Here is a 19,730-nt window from a genome sequence, read left to right as displayed (position 1 = left end):
CATTGATGTTCTCACTTGCAAGTAGTTGCTTACTTAAAGTTTTCTTTATAATTCACAAGCGCCCCTATCTCGCATGATAAAATACGGAAGAAAAAACGACATAATTTGCATGTATTGGTGTCACAATTCGACTGCGACTGATAAGAAAGGTCGGTGAACGAATTCAATCTGTAAAGTTGGCATTATCGTACCTTAAAGCAGTCGAATTTTGGACGGTCTTTTTTAGTTTGAGCTATACATAGAAGGGATGAATGAAAGTGAAGAAAGTAAGACAGGGATGGAAGGTGAGCCGGCAGATCCTGATGTGGATGCTGGTGATCAGCTTAGTAGTTTCTGCCGTGCCCCTATTATCAGCGCAATCGGCAGTAGCGGCTGAACTGCCGATGCAGATGACAAAAGTAACCACATCCAGTGGATTCCAGGATGTGAGTCCCACCGACTGGTTCTATGATGCAGTCGTCCATGTGCAGGAGAAGGGCATATTCAGCGGAACGAACGCGAGTAGCTTCTCTCCTAAGGGGACAATGACACGTGCCATGTATGTGACGGCACTTGGACGGATGGCCGGAGTCGATGCCGGGGCGTACTCCACTTCGAGCTTTGCCGATGTACAGGCGGGCAGCTGGTATGCGCCATATGTCGAATGGGCGGTTAAGAAGGGAATTACCGATGGCACGGGGGATCGGAAATATTCGCCGGATGCTACCGTATCTCGGGAGCAAATGGCGACGATGACGTTGCGGTATTTCGAAAGCGAACAGATCCCTTATCAGACCGAGAATCCGGTCACGACAGAGCCGGGCGATCTCGGGGATGTATCGCCTTGGGCGGCTGACGCGGTCATCAAGCTGTGGCAAGCCGGTGTGTTCACCGGGGACGAAAAGGGGAACTTCAATCCGCGTGCACAAGCGAGTCGCGCGGAAGCAGCGGTTCTCTTCATGCGCAACAACGCGGTTGTAGAGCCGTGGAAAAATCAGAATCAAACGCCGGTGACGCCTACTCCAACACCTACACAACCGGGAACTCCAACGGTAAACCCAACACCAACACCCGGCGGTAATAATGGTGGCGTAACACCGACGGAACCGGTGACACCAGCGCCAACACCTGGAGGTAACCCCGGAACGGGTTCCACCGCGTATACACTAACGTTTGATAGCAACGGTGGCTCGGCGGTCGCTGCGCAGACGGTACGACCAGGCCAGGTGCTCAATAATCTTCCTGCTCCAACGCGGGATGGATATATATTTCAAGGGTGGTTTACAGATAGTGATCTTTCACTCATCTTTGCAAGTGGCAGTACCCTGACCGCAGATACGAAATTATATGCAAAGTATACGGATCGCGTGGACAGTGCTGTACAAAGTACGCCTAGCTACTCGGTACTGGATGTTGCGACGAACTATACGATCGCTGTACAAGATACATCGGGCAGCCTAACAGCATCTGAGGTCAAAGCTCGCATGACGTTTCAGGATACAGCCAATCCTGAATTTGAGGGGATCACCGTCACGGGAGGGAACGGGAAGTTCACGGTAGCGTCCGCAGTAGAAGGTGGTCATTTCGTAGAAGGCAACACGTATGAACTTACGTTGACAGACGACAACTTGACCTTCCAAGGCCAAGACGCGACGACGAGAATCTATGTGTTTGGCGTTGCGAAGCAAGAAATCATGGACATCCCGCTGCATACGAGCATGGTCTACCTGTCCTTTGCGGATGTCACGGATATGATGCTGAACGGCACGGAGGTTGGTTCGGCAGCCATTCCTGTAGTCGCCACAACGGTAGGTGGTAGTGGAAATACGCTGGCTGAAGCCAATGCAAGCAGCGGTACGTTCGTATATAACGGAAGCACCGAGGTTGAAGCTGGCGATACCGTCGCCATCTATCAAGGGGTTCGCCCTGATCTGCGCACGTTAGAAACAACCGGTGAAGACAATGGCGATATCGCCTATGTCCATATCTCAGCGGTGAACGGTACGACCTACACCTATGGTCAAGCAGATATCAATCAAGTATTGTTCAAACCGGATGTGCTGCCAGTGAGTGTAGATGCAGACACAGACAATGATCCTGATAACCATTCCATCACGGTTGAGCAGACTGTGATGAACTATAGTGACAGCATGTATGAGCCACTCGGCTTGGATGAGCTGACGACAGTGGATGTAGGCGACTTTATCGGGTTCTATGAGGGTGGATTTGCCCAATCGGATTTTGTGGCCACTGGTTACGGGCGCATCACGTCAATTACGCCTGCGGCAGAAATGAATATCATTACGTATACCGATGCTACGCTAGATGACGTCACGAGTGCGTTCGACCTCTATCAGAAGCAAGCCATTGAAGGCGAAGAGTTGTTGTCGAAAGACCAGATCGCACAGCTCGAAGAACAGATTGAGGAGCAAGCCTTAGATAGCGGGTTCGTTGATCAAGCGGCGGAATATCTGTCAGAACTGGCGATGGAGACAGAGGAGATTCAGAAGATCAATGCTCAGGCATCACGTGCCCTCTCTGGTGACAGTGGTCGGGTAAGTGTGGAGAATCTGACCGTTGTTGCTAAACTTGGCACAAAACTGAAGAACATTAACGGCCGATCCTCCGGTGTGAGTGCTACACTGCAAGTGGGCGCGGATATTGTTGTGAATGTTAGTGAAGATAGCGATCTGATCATCCATATGACCAGTACATTCGTTCAGGAGATGAGCCTGGATCTCGGTGTGAATTCGGAGACGAAGTGGCATTGGTATACCATTTCGACATTTTTGGGCGATATCCCGATCTTCCCAGTCATTGATGATTATGTAATCACAGCGAATCTGGATGCTTATAGCTATACCGGAATGAACATCACGGCAGAGATGGCTCTTGTCGAACCAGATAAGTTGGAAGCTGCGCTGACGAACTGGCTGGATGCGAAGACCTCTGGAAAATTTAGTCAGGTGCGAAACATTGCAACAGAGATTGAAGCGGTCATGGAGGGTGTGCAAGATACCGCCGTAGACGCGGAATCATTGAAGGAACAGTATCAAGAGATGTTGAGTCAGAAAACGGAGTGGGTTCCATTAATCAAGAAGACGCTCTTTGAAAAGAGCGTGCGTGTGGCACTGGGGATTATTGAAGTCCAATTCAAAGCTGAGTTTGTAGTTAGCGCGCAGGTGAACTTAACCATCGGGGCAGATTTCTATTATAAGATGGCTAAGCGCTACTCAGTGACCTTACGTGTATTGAGTTTCAGTGGTTCGAGTAATACGGTTAGCTTGCCAGAAGACGGCGATTACCAGTTTACCTTCTATGTGATGGGGACGCTCGGTTTGCGAGCCGGTATTCATATGGAGGTTCAAGCGGGAATTGGCAGTGTTGATTTGAATAGTATCGGAATTGCTGTAGAACCAGGCGTGTATGTGAATCTGTGGGGTTACTTCTACTATCAGCTAAAAAATATTAGCGGAGTGAAGACGACGAAGTCTTTAGGGGCCCTGTTCGTCGAGATCGGCATCTATTTGGAGGTGGCACTTGGCGCCCAATTAGGCGATGGAGCGCTCTCGGATAGCGTAGAACTGGCGGATGAAGAGTGGCCACTGTATACGATTGGGGAAGAAAAGAACGTCTATGACTTCGCCTATCCACAGGATGATGAGCTTGGGTTGCTCTTTAGAGGAAATGCTGACTCTCGCAATTTACCAGAGTCATTTTTCAAGATGAATACTCTTAATTTGAAAACAGGTATAACGACGGAAGAAACATATGATAGTTCACAATTTGATATTCAATTAAGCGGTGATAACTTCAGATTTTTGCTAGATAAAAAAGGGGTACAAGTTAGAAATAAGACGATTCCATCGAGTGCGGCTAAATTAGTTATTACTTGGAAGGGAGCGCCGATGTCATTCACGTCAGCTCCGATTCAGCGTACGATTCCGCTGAACTGGATTAAAAGTGCGGATGGTGATCTAACGATCGAATTCGATCCAAGTAATGGAGAACCATCTGAGATTGTGACTGCTGCCTTTAATGCAGCCATTCAAGTGAAAAACAAAGTCCCAGTAAATCCGGGATATACTTTCGATGGCTGGTATACTTCTGCCTATGGTGGTACAAAAGTGGACATCCCCAACAGGATGCCTACAGGTATTCCAAAACTGTATGCACGTTGGATTGTGAACACAGACACACCGTACAAAGTCAATCATTATTTGATAGATGCAAACTCACAGAAAATATCTGTGCTTACGGATTCCGAAACGAAGACAGGAACAACAAATACAGAGATTCGTATAACCTCTAACAAATATAGAGATCGTGGTTATAATGAAGTTGCAGTAAAAGGTATCTATATTAAGGGCGATGGTTCAACGGTTGTTAATATTTATTACAAACCGATAAGTCGGACATTAACTTTTAATTTAGGTTATGAGGGAGCACCGGAAGGTAAACTAACGGATCTAATTTATAAAAATATCGTTAATCGAATTCCAGTTCCGACAAGAACGGGATATACGTTTGCGGGTTGGTCACCGAATGTCCCAAATACGATGCCAACGGATAACGCGACTTATACCGCAAACTGGACAGTCAGGGATGATACGCCTTACAAAGTCGTATACTTGCAGCAAAATATAGGGCATCCAACCTACACGGTTGCAGATGTAGAAACGCATCGGGGTATAACCAATACGAGGGTAACTCTGCCTAAAGAATCACTCAGGTCTTACGAAGGATTCACTGTAGATACAGCTCTTCCGGGAACGGTGTTAGATGCCGATATTGCCAGCGACGGTACAACGGTTCTACGGGTGTACTATACGCGCAATACGTATAAGTTGACCATAGATTACAATGACCTGAATACACCTGCAAAGGAGATCGATGTACAATACGGATCAACGACTTCACTACATTTCGGTGATCCAACTTGGGCAGGTCATGAATTCACGGGATGGTCAGCTGTCCCAGCGGTAACCATGCCTGCACAGGATATCAAGTATATCGCTCAGTGGGACATAGACCAGCACACTGTCAAATTTAACAGTAATGGTGGAGTGGAAGAAGTTCCTGATCAAACGTTAGCTTATGGAAAAACTGTCATCGCACCAGTCACACCAACGAAGAAAGATCATGCGTTCGGAGGTTGGTACAGCGACAGTGATCTTACGCAACCTTACAATTTCGCAATGTCGGTGACGAGTAATATTACGTTGTATGCGAAGTGGATGCGTGGGTATACGATGAGCATCAACAGTAATGGTGGGACAGAGATATCCGATCAGGCGGTCTACGAAGGAACAAAACCTGCGGCACCTCAGCCACCAACGCGGGAGGGATATGTGTTCGGAGGTTGGTTTAGCGACAAAGAGCTGACAAAGGCATATAATTTCACAACCGAAATCGTGAAAGGTGATATCACCCTGTATGTGAAATGGGTAGTTGCTCAAAAAATGCAGTATAGAGTTCGCTTCTATGATGAACAAAAATCTCAGCCAATCGATCAGATGGTAACTGAAGGTGGTGTGGCAGTTGCACCTGAACCAACACCGAAACCAAATCATACGTTCTTGTACTGGAGAGATAAAGAGAAGCGGAATCAAGCCTTTGACTTCACAACACCAATAATGAGAAATTATGAGATACACACGGCATGGATACTGAATAGCTATGAGGTAAGCTTCATAAGCGACGGCAAGAAGTTGAGTAGTCAGTCCGTGTACCATCAACAATCTGCTAAGGAGCCTTCAAGTCCAACGCGCGAAGGTTATGTGTTTAAAGGCTGGTACAGTGACAGCGATCTGACGATACTCTACGATTTCAGGGCTCAGGTGACGAGTGAAATTTCGTTGTATGCGAAGTGGGTGCCTAAGTTCACCGTGAGATTTGATAGTAAAGGCGGCTCAACAGTAAATGCCGGGACAGTGGAGTATAATGCTAAAATTGCGGCGCCCGCATCTCCGATGCGAACCGGTTATGAATTCGGCAATTGGTACAGTGATGAAGATTTGACCAGTGTCTATAATTTTGAGACACCGGTAACGACAAATCTCACGTTGTATGCGAAATGGACACCTGTCTTTACAATAATCTTCGACCATAAGGATGGTTCAGCGGTGACAGATCAGCAGCCGGTGCTGGAAGGGGAAGTGGTTTCTGAACCTGCCGCACCACATCGAGAAGGTTATACCTTCATCGGTTGGTATAGCGATGAAGATTTGACCAATGCTTATCATTTTGAGACACCGGTGACGACGAACATCACATTGTATGCAAAATGGAAGGTCTTATATACGGTAACTTTACGTATAGCAACTGAAGTGGTTAAAAAGTCAGTGGCAGAGGGCGATGTGGTTACTAGACCTGACGCCGTTCCTCCAGATAAAAATGGATGGGTACTCTACTGGTGGTACGTAAAGGGTAAGCCTTGGGCAGATGCTTACAATTTCGAGACGCCAGTGACAGGAAACTTTGAGTTAGACGCATATTTTGGACGTCCCTATACGGTGAACTTCGAGTCTAATGGTGGTTCAGCGGTTGCTTCTCAGACCCTCCTTGGAGGTATGGATAAAGTCCAAGTACCTGAACCTCCAGTGAAACCAGGATTTGTGTTCGAAGGTTGGTATAGAGATACACGTCATACCAGTGCCTATGATTTCGAGACAAATATGTCAAATTTAGGAATTGTTTCTTATACTTACACGTTGTATGGAAAGTGGCTGCCTCTCGACAATAATGAGATCAACAATAGTGACGGGAATTTCCTAACAGATGATAAGACGGTGGCGGAAGACAGTGTTGTTTCGCTAGCTTTTAAATCAGTAATGGATTCCTATATATATGATGGTTGGTATGCAGACCAAAAGAGAACGATTCCCATGAACTTTATGACACACCAGTGATGTCAAAGCGCACGATATATGAGTTTTGGTAGCACAGAACGTGAAACAAGACTGTCTTATATGGCACTAAAAAAGCAGGTGAAAAAAACAATTTGTTTTTCTTCACCTGCTTTTTTTATTAATAACTCAACCTTCGGTGCGACCAACCTTCGGTTGCGAAGTTTAGTAGGTGGAAATCCTGCTTGGGAAGCATTGTTCTGGATGAAGCCCTTCGCACTTATCAACCCAATTCACTATAGTTCATGCAACGGTTGTGCCTCCTGTACGTTATGCACACCCCACTTGCAGATTTCCTCCAGAATGGGCATTAGACTCTTGCCTCGGGGGGTTAAGGAATACTCCACTTTGGGCGGAGTCTGATCATACTCCACTCGTTTTATCACACCTTCATGTTCCAAATCGTTCAGTTGAGAGGTTAATACCTTGTACGTGATCCCGGGGACACGCCTTTTGAGTTCGCCGTAGCGTGTGACCCCATGAAAGGCAAGTTGATACATGATTTTCATCTTCCACTTTCCGCCGATAATGGATAGGGTGTAGTCGAATGGGGTGAGTGTTTCCGCTGTTTTTTTACTCGGGTTATCCATCACGAATAAGCTCCTTTATGCAGGTACGCACTTCAAAGTGCGTACTTTTTTTGTGGTGAACAAGTGTATATTCTTATACCAACTATATGTTTCCCATGGGGCTTTGTAAACCGAAGGAGCTTCTGTTGGAATGGGGAAAAGGAGCGAGTGTCATTGGAAAAAAACAATGTATTTGAGTTTGCAACAGGTGATATCACCATCGATGAAATGTATAAATTGATGATCGGTTCCGTGGTACCACGGCCTATTGCCTGGGTTTCTACGCGAAGTATGGAGGGTGTGCTTAACCTCGCTCCATTTAGTTTTTTTACCGTTGCTTCACGCAATCCGGCGACGCTGCTCCTATCCATTGGGCCTGGTGTAGGTGAGAGAGAAGGAACAGTGAAGGATACACTCGTCAATATACGAGAGACGGGAGAGTTTGTGATCAATGTAGTTCCCGCTGTACTTGCAGCGTCCATGCAGCGTTCGTCAGCAGATGTAGCATCGCGCGAAGATGAATTTCAACTGGCGGGGGTTACACCCAAGGCAGGCATACGTGTAGATGTACCTTCCGTGCTCGAATCTCCGATTGCTTTTGAACTTACACTGGATCGTATTATCGAGGTGGGTACAGATCATGTGGTTCTTGGAAAAGTAGAGCACGTACGGGTGAATGCAGAGGCATATGCCGGTCATTATAAAATAGCGATCGAGAGCTGGCAGCCACTAGCTAGTCTGGCTGGCGATTTCGCTCTAATGAAACCTGCATTTTCAGTCTGAGATGGGGTTACGTCATCTATATCTGAAACGGTGTAGCAGAAAAAACCGCTTCTTCAGTTGTGACTCCTGAAAAAACGGCCTTTCCTTGAATTGTAGATGACTCATCCTCAACTCCAATTATTTTACTTAGAAATTGGTTCGCCCAAACGTGGCGTCACTTTTCACCGTCGAGCTGCTAGATGCGTTGATGGCATCGAGCTGTAACACGTAATCATAATGCCGGATGTAATAGCCGGGCTGACTATACGATTGAAGGGATACTTTGGTGCTGTCAGCCCAACCTGGACTGCTTAGGAACGTAGCATCTCCCTTATAGGCGGAGGTGTCGGCATAAGCTTCAAGTACAATTTTATTGCTGGTGTTGCGCTTTAAGAAGTAGCCTGGGAAGTTAACAGACTCCAGTGAAATTCCCGTGGAGCTGGCCAGGCCCGGTACGACGCGGAACTGTGAATCCAGAACAGGAGAGACGTTGGCATCCACGCGAGCGGTGTAATTGGCATGCCGGATGTATCGATCCGGATAGTTGTGTGAACTGAACCGGCTGTAACCTGTGGCTTCAGGTGTTGCAGGACCCAACATTTTGACCTCGTGCAGGGTTGGGGTGTACCAGTTCCCCGGATTATTCCACAAGACGGCGTTCACCATATTGATCCGTACATAACGGGCAGTGAAATGCACGGCATCCGTGGTGAAGCCATAGGTCAGATTATTGGTGCGATCCAAGGTGGAGTAATTAACTCCATCGTTGCTAATTTCAATTTTGTATTTGTAGTATCCTTCGGAACCTTTATACATAAACCAGGACGTGTCGATCTCGGTGATCGTCTTCGGTGCGCCGAAGTCCACCTGCCACCAGGCAGGCCAGCTATTGGAGGAAGCCACCCATGAAGTCTGGTAGTTGCCATCATTGACGTTGGATGCAGACGAACCGGAGGCTGTGGAGCTGGCGGTAGCTGTTTTACCTTGTGCATGATTGACGAGAGCAGGCGGTGTTACTACACCTGTTACTGCATCGATATTCCATGTGGTATACCATTCCAGTGATGCTGTTCCGTTCGAATCATTCAAGGTTAGTGGCAGCCAGATATGTTTGTGCTCTCCGAGGTTCATCGGATTCCAGCGATCTGCCATGTAGATGTAGGATGTGGTGTTGCTGCCTGTAATCGTGGCAATATCGTGAATCTGCGAACCGAAGGCAGATGGATTGCCATATGGCGTAAGCGCAGTCCATGGACCCGTCATAGAAGTTGCTGTAGCATAAGCGCCCTGATTCGGATACCAGCCAGCGGCTTGAGAGGTGAAGAGATAGTAACGGTTTCCTTTTTTCACAACAGCAGGTGCTTCACGGTAGGCGTTCTCGAACAGCCAGCCCTCGAAGGATTGTATTCCGGTGTAACTTGCATTCATTTTAAAAATAGCCATCGTATCATTGGCACCGCCATTTTTGCGTGAAGCAGTAACCAGATAACCTGTGCCATCTGTATCAACAAAGACTGTCATGTCACGGGATTCATAATTGAGTGGGCGGAAGCTGCCCTCATAGGTGAATTTGCCATTCGGGGTATTGCTTGTTGCGACCGCTACACGCCCAAGGTTGTAGTCCGTACCGTTCTCATAGTGTGCCCAGAGCACATACTGGTTGGTGGAGGCGTTATAGATGACTTTGGGGCGTTCGATCTTACTGGAGGCCAGCTCGGTTGCGGAATCTTTCGTCAGGATGGAATTGCTGAAAGTCCAGTTCTTCAGATCGGTGGAGGTGTAGACGTTCACGCTGTCGAACCTGCCACCCACTGCATGTTCACCGTACAGATAATACGTCGAGCCTACCTGCAGAATGTTGCCGCTGTTCGCATGGATGGGGTTGCCTGCCGTGTCGAGCCAATCGGTGCCGTTGGTTATCGTGACACTTGCTGCGCTTGTCCGTTCAGGATGAAGTCCAAACAGGGTGAACGTGAGTGCGAAGACCAGAAACCAAACCGCTTTCCTGTTACCCATTACATACACCTCCCGAGAGATATTAGCTTAAATATAGCGTTCTCAAATCAATTTCATAACGCACTAAGTAAAGGGAGTATGAAATTGATTCTTTCATTTATATTTTAGTTGTGCCATACACTTTTTCAAGTGAACAATCCATCCATTGCTGAACAAACCGGCATTTCAACGGGGCTGAGCGGTGAGAGCGGAGGAATTGTGCTGAAATATCATGTGCGATGATGTGGAGAGAATCAGGAACACGCGCTAAAATGAGGAGAGACTGATTTTACAACAGGGTTGGAGGGTGAACCGTCATGAACAAGTTTATTGTAGATGAAGACCTTCAGGTGATATTGCAAAATGAAGAAGAGGGAGCGACCACTCCCATTAAGGGAGGTATTACTGCTCAGGATTTTGAAGTCATCTCTACGTATACAAAAGGATGGCTGACCTTTGCCTATCTGCGTGATTGTCAGGGAATATGGTGGTTCAATGCTCGAAAGAACAAGGCGAGTTTGTTCAGTCGGGATACGGAAGCTTTTCGTGTGATTGATGAAGATTACTGCTGCGACTCTCAGTACGTATATCTGGAAGATCAGGCCGTGCCTGACTCTGATCCGAACAGCTTTCGGCTATTGCCGGATACGCCCTACTTTGCTCAGGACCAACGTTATTTATATGTAAAGAGCAGTACGCATTTTCATCTATTTGAGGATATCGATACGAATGCTGTGATTGCTCATCACGACTATTGCACCGACAAGGACCATTTGTTCCATATGTCCAGTTCTCTTCGCTATGCGAATGGGGAAAAGGATGAGGTGAGGGCATGGCTGCAAGAACATCATCCCGACGTACCTGGCTGGTGGCATGCGCATTATGCCCACAGTGCAGAGGGCGCTACGCAGCTCAGAGGCAATTGGGTTGAGACCGCGTCGTCTATTTTTTATAGAACCGAGTGGGGCGGTACGTATCGTCGGGAGGCAAAAGCGGTATTCAACCTTGTCCGTGGAGCCGACAGATCTACCTTTGAAGCACTGGATGAGCAGTTTGCACGGGACCAGCAACGGGTTTATTTTCAGTGGCGTACTGTAAAAGGAGCAGACCCGGATACGTTCCAACCGCTAGGTGGACCTTTCGGTCGTGATGGCAATCATGTGTATTACAACGGATATCGTGTCGGCGAGGCAGATGCCCGGCAGTTTGAAGTGTTTGCCGGGACGGAGCATCTTGGACTTTCGAAGGATCAACACCACGTGTATCGCGCTGAGGTTGTTCGGACAAGTCAGCCTTTCGGACATCCTGACGACGTGCTTCAGATCATTAAGGGGGCAGACGCAGCAACGTTTGAGTTAATAACACCTTCTGGGAGCTGGGCAGTGGATGCTGATCGAGTGTATCTATGGGGTAAACCGAATAAACATATTGATCAAGCTAGCTTTACACATCTATTCGATGCCGATCCCCAGAGTTGGGCAATGGACCAGAATGGTCTGTATAATGCCAATGGCAAACGCACAATAAAGGGTGTTAACGGCAGTACATTTGTCATGCTGAATCCATATTGGGGCAAAGATGAGCATGTGGTGTTCAGCTTTGTGACGGGAAGTGTATATAAGTCTGGAGATGCAGCGACGTTTCAGGTTACGGATGATATCGGGGGTGCCGAAGATGCGCTATTCCGGTATACGGTGGAAGGCGGTACAGTGCGGAAAAAGAAGAGGTGAAAACCCCAGTCTTTATAGAAAATGCTTTTACTTGTGGTACAGCCACTAGTACCATCTCGAAGGTGAAACGAACAAGCTCTCCTACACGGAGATCTTAGTCTAGCATCATGTCATACTTTATCCAGGCTGATGATTCGGTGCCAACACACTCGAAAAGTCAGCCTTTTACTTGATTTATCTTGTTGATAAACCGGCACGTTATAATAATCCCAAAATCGCATCACGTCAAGAGATAATGTGAGAATGAACGATTTAGCGAGTGTTCCCCCCTCATGCTTGCTAAATAGGAATGTATATCCCGGTATGCAGGGTGAAATCGCTTTTTCCAATTCATCTGGTGTTACGTAAAATATTCTTAACATTAATAAGAAATAAGGAAAGGAGATCTGCATGAACAGCGTGGATAAAATCAGATTTTTACTCTTAAACGGCGAAGCACCAGAGGCAACTTGTTACGGGTATATGGAGCTGAATCGGGATGGACATATGATCGCACTCTACAATAATTGCGGCGAGGAAATCGACATGTTTGGTGGACATGAATTTATTAGGGTACGGGCGCTTGGCAAATTCGATGATGAAGACCGCGATAATTTTTACTCCTTGTTAGAAAGTGATGGTGTAGGATAACCCTCATAGCAGACAGGTGGAGATTTGGTGTTAAGACCTACGTGGAGCGCAATGGATATTCTCTGGAGGTAGAAGATGAACAAACGGGTTCGAGAGGAAGGTGGAATGAAGAGAGGGGCGATGTTGGCATGCCAAACAAGCAGACCTGTCATAACATCATGTTATCAGGTCTGCTTGTCTTTTTTTAAAAGCTATAGGAGGGCATAGCGATAGATATAGGAAAGTAAATCGAATTTATCCCTATGATTCTACGCAAGTTCTCAATCTATTTATGGCCTTTGCGAACCTTGAGCTGCATCTTTTTGATCGTTGTGCTTTGCATAAGCTCCAATACGAGTGGGCCTTTGCCGTTCAGAATCTCTACATCCGTCACATTGTCCAGAATTGTAATGATCCCGATGTCGTCTGCGGTTACTCCTTCGAGCTTGGCAATGGTACCTACAAAGTCAACAGCACGAAGTTTCTTCTTCTTGCCTCCGTTGAAGTTCAGCTTCATGATCTGTTGGTTCAACTGTTCACGCTTGTCCTTTTTGCGTTCAGGCACGATCTTCAATCGCTTCTCAAAATCTTCTCTGCGGCGATCCACAGCATCTTCGGAAGGGGCTTTCACGACAGGGATTTGGAATCCGATATAGGATTCAATCTCAGCCAGACGTCTGCCATCTTTCGGTGTAATCAACGTAATGGCTTTACCTGTTTTGCCTGCGCGACCCGTACGGCCTGTACGGTGAACATATCCCTCTTTTTCCAAAGGAATATCGTAGTTGATGACATGGGTAATATTCGTGATATCAATACCACGTGCGGCTACATCCGTCGCGATCAGATAACGGAATTGTCCCCGTCTGAATGCGTTCATCACTTCGATCCGCTCATCCTGCTCCATACCACCATGGATACGATCTGCTGGGTAGTCAAGGTCAGCCATGACCCGGAACAGTTTATCCACATTCTCCTGCGTACGGCAGAACACGATGCAGCTATCGGGATTTTCCACAATGAACAAGTCCTGAAGCAGCGCGGTTTTGTTCACCTCTGGCACGTGAATCACAGCATGTTCGATGGTGGCTGTCGTCAGTCCACTTGCTTTGATCTCAATCTCTACCGGGTTGTTCATGTATTTGCGTGACAGCTTGGCTACATCTTCAGGGAACGTAGCAGAGAACAGCATCGTTACTCGCTCCTGCGGCAGTTTCTGAATGATGGATTGCACCGTCTCGATAAAGCCCATATTCAACATCTCATCGGCCTCGTCAATAACGAGATAGGCGATCCGTTCGAGTGGCAGCGTGCCGCGTTCGATATGATCGAGTACCCGACCTGGTGTACCTACAGCGACATGTGTTCTTTGTTTTAACTCAGCTTTTTGGATGTGAAAAGGGGACTGTCCGTATAGTGCGGTTGCTTTAATACGCTTAAAGCGGCCGATATTCGTAATATCTTCGTTAACCTGCAAAGCCAGTTCCCGGGTTGGGGTAAGAATCAAAGCCTGTGGCTTATTCTCATTCCAATCCACCAGCTCGCAGAGCGGAATGCCGTAGGCGGCTGTTTTACCACTGCCTGTCTGTGATTTAACCACAAGATCCTGATTCTCCAGTGCTACCGGAATAACTTTAGTTTGAACCTCGGTTGGTGTCTCATAGCCCAGACTATCCAGTGCTTTTACGATCTCTTCACCAAGTCCATAATCTTTAAATTGTTGCTCGCTCATCGTTTACCTCTTTTGCGTTAGTTTTGAATACTCTACATACAAGCATTGCACCGTACATTTATCGTATACCTCTTCATTATACTCTATATGCAGGCAGGCTAACGGAGTAAATGCTTCAAGTGTTTAAATTGTTTTCATCATTTCTGATTTGAGGGAGCAACATTCGTTGCTATTCGTATGTGTATCATAACGTTCCACGTGAAACGAAATGTATCAGCTCATTTTGCTTTAAGTTCATGAATGACCATCTTCAGTTCCTATACATCAATAAAAAATGACCGAAATTATTCCATTCAGTCTGGAACTGGCATTTGGAATATGTTAGCATATGGATAACTTACTGAACGGAGGGATACGTGTGCAAAATTTTTCCCGATTGAGATAGTGTGGCGAAACGTTTGTTTACGCTTGCTGTTTTCTGCCTGTGTGCAGTTCATCGGGATGGGTTTGCCATTTTACACGTATGCCGCTAGTCATGAATGAATCACTTTTTTAAGTGGTTCTTTGATGTACTACTATTTTTTGTGAGCATTCAGGTATGCCAACATCCGAAATGAACTGCACAGGCGAACATGTCTGTGTTTTTTATTTTATCCAGGAAAAGGGGAGTACCTGATATGACAAAATCAAACTCGAATGAGTATTTAGCAATTCAAAAGGAACTATTATCTTTAGCAAAACAGAACGGACTTCTTATCGTTGAGGAATCCTTGGAGATCAACGAGTCGGGTATGGATTTTCGTGTAGCATTCGCCACGGATGAAGAAGGCCGCAGATGGGTTCTGCGTCAGCCGCGACGCGAAGACGTATGGGAGCGAGCCGAGAATGAGCGCAAGGTGCTGGATGTGATCCGAGGCAGTATACCCGCACAAGTACCAGATTGGCGGATCTGCACGCCGGAGTTGATCGCTTATCCTTTACTTGAAGGTGATCCGATCGCAGTTGTCGATCCTGCAGGGGGAGGTTATGTGTGGCAATTCCCCCAGGAAAGTTTATCTGATACGTTTCTCGATTCCCTGGCTACGACTCTCGCCACGTTGCATAACATCGATCCCGACAAGGCGAAGAAAGGTGGAGTGCGGATTAAGACACCTATGGAAGCTCGCAAAGAATTTGCAGCCAATATAGAGGAGATTAAGCAGAACTTTACGGTACCAACCAGGCTAGTTGAACGGTGGACGGTATGGCTTTCTATAAATAGCTATTGGCCACAGCACTCGGCGTTCATCCATGGTGATCTGCATCCGCCGCATATTATTGTCGATGATGCCCAGCGAGTAACTGGACTTATTGATTGGACGGAAGCGGAGATTGCAGATCCGGGTAAGGACTTCGTCATCTACTATGCACTCTTTCAGGAGGATGGGCTGCGTGAGCTGTTGAGACGCTATGAGAAGGCAGGGGGAAGGACATGGCCCCAGATGCTGGAGCATATTCGGGAGCAGTGGGCAGCCTATCCTGCGATTGTTGCCAAGTTTGCGCTAATTACAGGGAAGGAGTCGGACATGGAGATGGCGAGAGGTATGCTTGCAAATTGGGATGTGAAGAGAGGTTGAGCTTAACATAGCAAAGGGCGATCCCAACCATGAGTTCCATGGGAGAATCGCCCTTTTTCTTTTTCATGAAGCGTAATGCGTAACGATTGTATCTATTTCAGAATACTTATATATTTCCCGTATACGAATGCTACACGTCCATTCAGCTTCACTTTTACCCAACCATACTTGTCTGTACTGATTACCTCAAGCAGGGTACCTTTTGGCACGGCAGCAACAACCTTGGCTTTGGATGAAGCGCCAGCACGTACGTTCAGGTAAGCCGCAGTAACCTTGGCTTGTTTGCCTTTGGTGACAGTTCCTGGTTTACCAGTGCTTGGTGTTGATGGTTTACCAGGTTTCGACGTGCCTGGAGTCGGTGTTGGTTTTGGCACTGTTGGTGTCGTAGGCTTCTCGGGTGTAGTTTCTTCCTCACCACTGCCTACTGTTTTGCGAGCTTTGTTCAGCTGTTGATAGAACGCTCCCTTGGTTTTCACGCCTGCGAATTGTGCTGCATTCACACCTGCTTTGGCAGTTAGCGTATCAATCTCTTCTTGAGTCACTGTATCCAAAATGTTAATGGAGGCAATGTTGGTGTACTTGCCATCTTCTGTTGTTGGCACAGACATGATGCCATCGTTAATTAACTCCACCACATCTGCACGTTCTGGTGCAGTCAGGTCTACGCCGGTGATTTTCCAGTTGTGCTGAATCTTCGGTTCGTAGACACCCTTCATGACATCTTTCAAATAAGCGATGGACAGGTTGCGAATTGTACCTTGAATCTCACCAAATGCCGAAGCGTCCTTGGAGGACCAGAGCTGCTTGAACTTACGACCTTCCATGGCGCCGCCTTTGGCAATCAGGGCTTCCATCCGGTACGCATTCATACCTAGCTTCAGCGTATCGTCTTCTTTGACAACTGATCCATTGCTGTACTTGAGATTCGTAATCCGACTGCCGTATGGCTTGGTCAGGTCAATCTCATACGTCACGCCACCGAAGAAATCATCGGTGCTGTATTTGGAGGCACGTCGTTTCGGATCAAAACTGATCGTCACATCACCCGGGCGTGTGGAGTTGAAGTAACCCGCAGACCACTCCATATAATCCATCAGATCGCGTCCGGTTACTTCATATACGGTCACTTCACCAAAGGTGTATTGGTAGTTGAATGCAATATCCTTTTTCTTGATTGGGCCTACATCCAGCCTGGCTTTGTCGTTATCAATCTGGTGCGCGACCACGTCGGCATCACTGTAATGCAACATCACTTCGGTGAAAAAATCAGACAAAGGTGTTTCCTGGATCTGCACCGCAGGGATACCCTTAATCTCATCAGCAGGGACCAGGTTGGTTCCTTTCAGTTCAGCCACTTCGATGTTGGCATCGGCACGAGCGAACTCGTGGAATGGATGTAAGGTCTCTTCCAGCGCAGGATCGGAGACTTCATACGTTCCGTCAGCGGCTTTTACAGCGAGTGCTTGAGCTTCTTTGCTTTTTAGCACGACTTTGTCGCCGTCTTTTTCAAATGTCAGATCGATTCGTGAAATATGTGAGCCATATTTATTCGGTTCGGAGATCAATACGCCGTTAACCGTTTGGGATTCAATTAAGGTATGCATGTGTCCGGCAAAAATGGCAGCCAGCTCTGGGTTGGCATTGGCGATATCCGTGACTCCGGTTCCCGGGTTCCCGTTCTCGTTATCCAATCCCATATGCATAAGTCCAACCATGACATCGACTTTGCCTTTCAGCTCAGCAATGGCCTTCTTGGTCTCTTCCACAGGGTCTTTGACGATGATACCGTCCAGGTGATCCGTACCTTTCTCAAACTCGGTAATCATAGGTGTGTTCATTCCGATGACCCCCACTTTGATTCCGTCTTTCTCAATAATCGTATAGGCAGGCATGTAGCGGTCGCCGTTTTCTTTGAAAATGTTACCCACGAGAGGCTGTCCATTGAATTGGGAAGAGATCTTCTCCAGTACGTCCAGTCCAAAGTTAAACTCATGGTTACCCATAACCCATGCGTCATATTTCATTTCGTTCATTGCAACCATCATGGGAGATTGAGGTTGATCATTGAATAACTCAGCCGAGTTATCCTGAATCATGTCTCCTGCATCCAGCAGGATCGTATTGGGATTCTCCGCACGCACTTTTTTTACAATGGTGTAGAGCTGTGTCATGCTTCCGGTTGGGTTTGGACCGTCCAGAGCATAGTCCCACGGCATGAATCGGCCATGAATATCCGATGTACCCAGCAACGTGATCTTGGTTTCCCTGTCTGCCTCAGCAGCCTGAACCGGAGTGGAAGCAAAAGGGGCGAACAAAATGGAGGCACATAAGAGGAACGATAAAGGCCATCCGGCGAAACGTTTCATTGAAATTTTGCGCATGTTGTAATCTCCCTTGTTATCTAGTGTGTGTAAAGATATGTATCATTTCATACTAGATAAACATTTGGGGAATGTAAACTCCAATGTAACAATCATGTAGGATTTGAGCAGATAAATGGATGGAAATATAATATCGATCTCTATTATTGGTGTAAAGTACTATAATTTGTCAGGTTTTTAAAGTTGCAATTATCCATTAAAATGGTAATTGTAAGCGCTTAACAAAATATTTGAAACGAAGGAGGACATAAATTGATCAAGTCCAAATGGTTCAAGACAGTTGGCTCATTGGCATTGGTAGGGATTCTCGCTGCTTCTGTTGCGGTTGGTAGTGTAAGTGCAGGTTTAGCCAAAGGTAGCAAATTTCTGGGGAACATTATCGCAAGTAGTGTACCCTCTAATTTCAGTCCTTACTGGAATCAAGTGACCCCGGAGAATTCAACCAAATGGGATGCTGTGGAAGGCACACGCAACGTGATGAATTGGTCGCAGGCAGACATGGCGTACAATTACGCTAACAACAATGGATTTCCGTTCAAATTCCATACGCTCGTATGGGGAAATCAGCAGCCAACATGGATTAACGGTCTCTCAGCTGCAGACCAGAAAGCTGAAGTGACACAATGGATTAAAGCCGCAGGACAGCGGTATTCCAAGGCAGCATTTGTGGATGTCGTCAATGAACCTCTGCATGCGAAACCATCCTATCGTAATGCCATTGGTGGAGATGGGGTAACGGGTTGGGATTGGGTGATCTGGTCATTCCAACAGGCGAGACAAGCCTTCCCTAACTCCAAATTGTTAATTAATGAATATGGTATTATCGGTGATCCAGCTAAAGCTGACCAATATATCCAGATTATCAACCTTTTGAAAAACAGAGGTCTAGTTGATGGTATTGGTATCCAAGCGCATTACTTCAATATGGACAACGTCTCTGTGAGCACGATGAATACGGTACTGAACAAGCTAGCAGCGACAGGGTTGCCGATCTATGTATCTGAGCTGGATATGACGGGTGATGATAATACACAATTGCAGCGTTATCAGCAGAAATTTCCTGTACTGTGGAAACATTCAGCTGTAAAAGGTGTAACGCTGTGGGGCTTCAACCAGAACCAAACCTGGGTGAGCGGCTCCCATCTGGTCAATAGCAACGGTACGGAGCGTCCTGCTCTGCAATGGCTGAGAAACTACCTGGCGAACAATCCTTAAGCCTGCGTTTGCACGAATCTGAGCTTCCCTTGTGATTCCGATGACTATTATATAACACCAAATAGTGCCTGTTCCGCATGATTAGTATGGGAACATGGCGCTATTTGTGTGCGGCTGTGTTGTTTGGTTACGTTCAATAATTAATGGAGTGTAGGGGTTGTGCAATACGTATGTGAGCCTTAGTCTCTAAGCAACCGAGCGTGGTTGAAGCATTTGATTTTAACCCAAATCAAGACCAAAGCAATCAGCGCAAATATCATTCCGCTCCAGATCAATTGATGTATTCCCAAGTCT

General features: G+C 46.8%; 10 protein-coding genes. 6 read left to right on the top strand and 4 right to left on the bottom strand.

What is annotated here, in order from left to right; translation table 11 throughout:
- Positions 1-251: 251 nt before the first annotated feature.
- Positions 252-6,890: an InlB B-repeat-containing protein gene (locus tag MKX75_RS28685; RefSeq protein ID WP_076332146.1), complete on the top strand. Its 6,639-nt coding sequence runs from the start codon at positions 252-254 to the stop codon at positions 6,888-6,890.
- A gap of 233 nt (positions 6,891-7,123) precedes the next feature.
- On the opposite strand, the gene MKX75_RS28680 is transcribed toward MKX75_RS28685, so the two are convergent.
- Positions 7,124-7,477 carry a helix-turn-helix domain-containing protein gene (locus tag MKX75_RS28680; protein ID WP_339167776.1) on the bottom strand — a complete coding sequence of 118 codons (354 nt, stop codon included), beginning with the start codon at positions 7,475-7,477 and terminating at the stop codon, positions 7,124-7,126.
- A 153-nt stretch (positions 7,478-7,630) separates the two neighbouring features.
- Here MKX75_RS28680 and MKX75_RS28675 point away from each other — a divergent pair, with 153 nt between their 5' ends.
- A complete protein-coding gene (locus MKX75_RS28675) occupies positions 7,631-8,239 on the top strand; it encodes a flavin reductase family protein (RefSeq protein WP_254847892.1) in 609 nt (202 codons plus the stop codon).
- A gap of 126 nt (positions 8,240-8,365) precedes the next feature.
- Here MKX75_RS28675 and MKX75_RS28670 read toward each other — a convergent pair whose 3' ends face one another.
- A complete protein-coding gene (locus MKX75_RS28670) occupies positions 8,366-10,234 on the bottom strand; it encodes an AbfB domain-containing protein (protein ID WP_145150618.1) in 1,869 nt (622 codons plus the stop codon).
- 296 nt (positions 10,235-10,530) lie between these two features.
- On the opposite strand from MKX75_RS28670, the gene MKX75_RS28665 reads away from it, so the two are divergent.
- Complete coding sequence (locus tag MKX75_RS28665; RefSeq protein ID WP_076332143.1) at positions 10,531-11,943, top strand: DKNYY domain-containing protein; 1,413 nt, start codon at positions 10,531-10,533, stop codon at positions 11,941-11,943.
- Positions 11,944-12,333: 390 nt separating this feature from the next.
- Positions 12,334-12,573 carry a hypothetical protein gene (locus MKX75_RS28660; protein WP_062836614.1) on the top strand — a complete coding sequence of 80 codons (240 nt, stop codon included), beginning with the start codon at positions 12,334-12,336 and terminating at the stop codon, positions 12,571-12,573.
- Positions 12,574-12,838: 265 nt separating this feature from the next.
- On the opposite strand, the gene MKX75_RS28655 is transcribed toward MKX75_RS28660, so the two are convergent.
- Entirely contained in the window at positions 12,839-14,284 is a 1,446-nt protein-coding gene (locus MKX75_RS28655; protein WP_076332142.1) for a DEAD/DEAH box helicase, read from the bottom strand.
- 617 nt (positions 14,285-14,901) lie between these two features.
- On the opposite strand from MKX75_RS28655, the gene MKX75_RS28650 reads away from it, so the two are divergent.
- On the top strand, positions 14,902-15,840 hold the full coding sequence (locus tag MKX75_RS28650; protein WP_339167774.1) for a macrolide 2'-phosphotransferase: 939 nt from the start codon (positions 14,902-14,904) through the stop codon (positions 15,838-15,840).
- 92 nt (positions 15,841-15,932) lie between these two features.
- On the opposite strand, the gene MKX75_RS28645 is transcribed toward MKX75_RS28650, so the two are convergent.
- Complete coding sequence (locus MKX75_RS28645) at positions 15,933-18,221, bottom strand: 5'-nucleotidase C-terminal domain-containing protein (RefSeq protein ID WP_339167773.1); 2,289 nt, start codon at positions 18,219-18,221, stop codon at positions 15,933-15,935.
- Between the two features lie 252 nt (positions 18,222-18,473).
- On the opposite strand from MKX75_RS28645, the gene MKX75_RS28640 reads away from it, so the two are divergent.
- Entirely contained in the window at positions 18,474-19,436 is a 963-nt protein-coding gene (locus MKX75_RS28640; RefSeq protein WP_145150600.1) for an endo-1,4-beta-xylanase, read from the top strand.
- Positions 19,437-19,730: the final 294 nt, after the last annotated feature.

The sequence above is a fragment of the Paenibacillus sp. FSL R5-0341 genome, assembly GCF_037975235.1.
GTDB classification, from domain to species: Bacteria; Bacillota; Bacilli; order Paenibacillales; family Paenibacillaceae; genus Paenibacillus; species Paenibacillus amylolyticus_A.
This window is presented reverse-complemented; position numbering and strand designations above follow the sequence as displayed.

Coding starts and splice junctions, on each gene's coding strand:
- MKX75_RS28685 (WP_076332146.1), top strand. CDS start 252: ATGAAAGTGAAGAAAGTAAGACAGGGATGGAAGGTGAGCCGGCAGATC.
- MKX75_RS28680 (WP_339167776.1), bottom strand. CDS start 7,477: ATGGATAACCCGAGTAAAAAAACAGCGGAAACACTCACCCCATTCGAC.
- MKX75_RS28670 (WP_145150618.1), bottom strand. CDS start 10,234: ATGGGTAACAGGAAAGCGGTTTGGTTTCTGGTCTTCGCACTCACGTTC.
- MKX75_RS28665 (WP_076332143.1), top strand. CDS start 10,531: ATGAACAAGTTTATTGTAGATGAAGACCTTCAGGTGATATTGCAAAAT.
- MKX75_RS28660 (WP_062836614.1), top strand. CDS start 12,334: ATGAACAGCGTGGATAAAATCAGATTTTTACTCTTAAACGGCGAAGCA.
- MKX75_RS28655 (WP_076332142.1), bottom strand. CDS start 14,284: ATGAGCGAGCAACAATTTAAAGATTATGGACTTGGTGAAGAGATCGTA.
- MKX75_RS28650 (WP_339167774.1), top strand. CDS start 14,902: ATGACAAAATCAAACTCGAATGAGTATTTAGCAATTCAAAAGGAACTA.
- MKX75_RS28645 (WP_339167773.1), bottom strand. CDS start 18,221: ATGCGCAAAATTTCAATGAAACGTTTCGCCGGATGGCCTTTATCGTTC.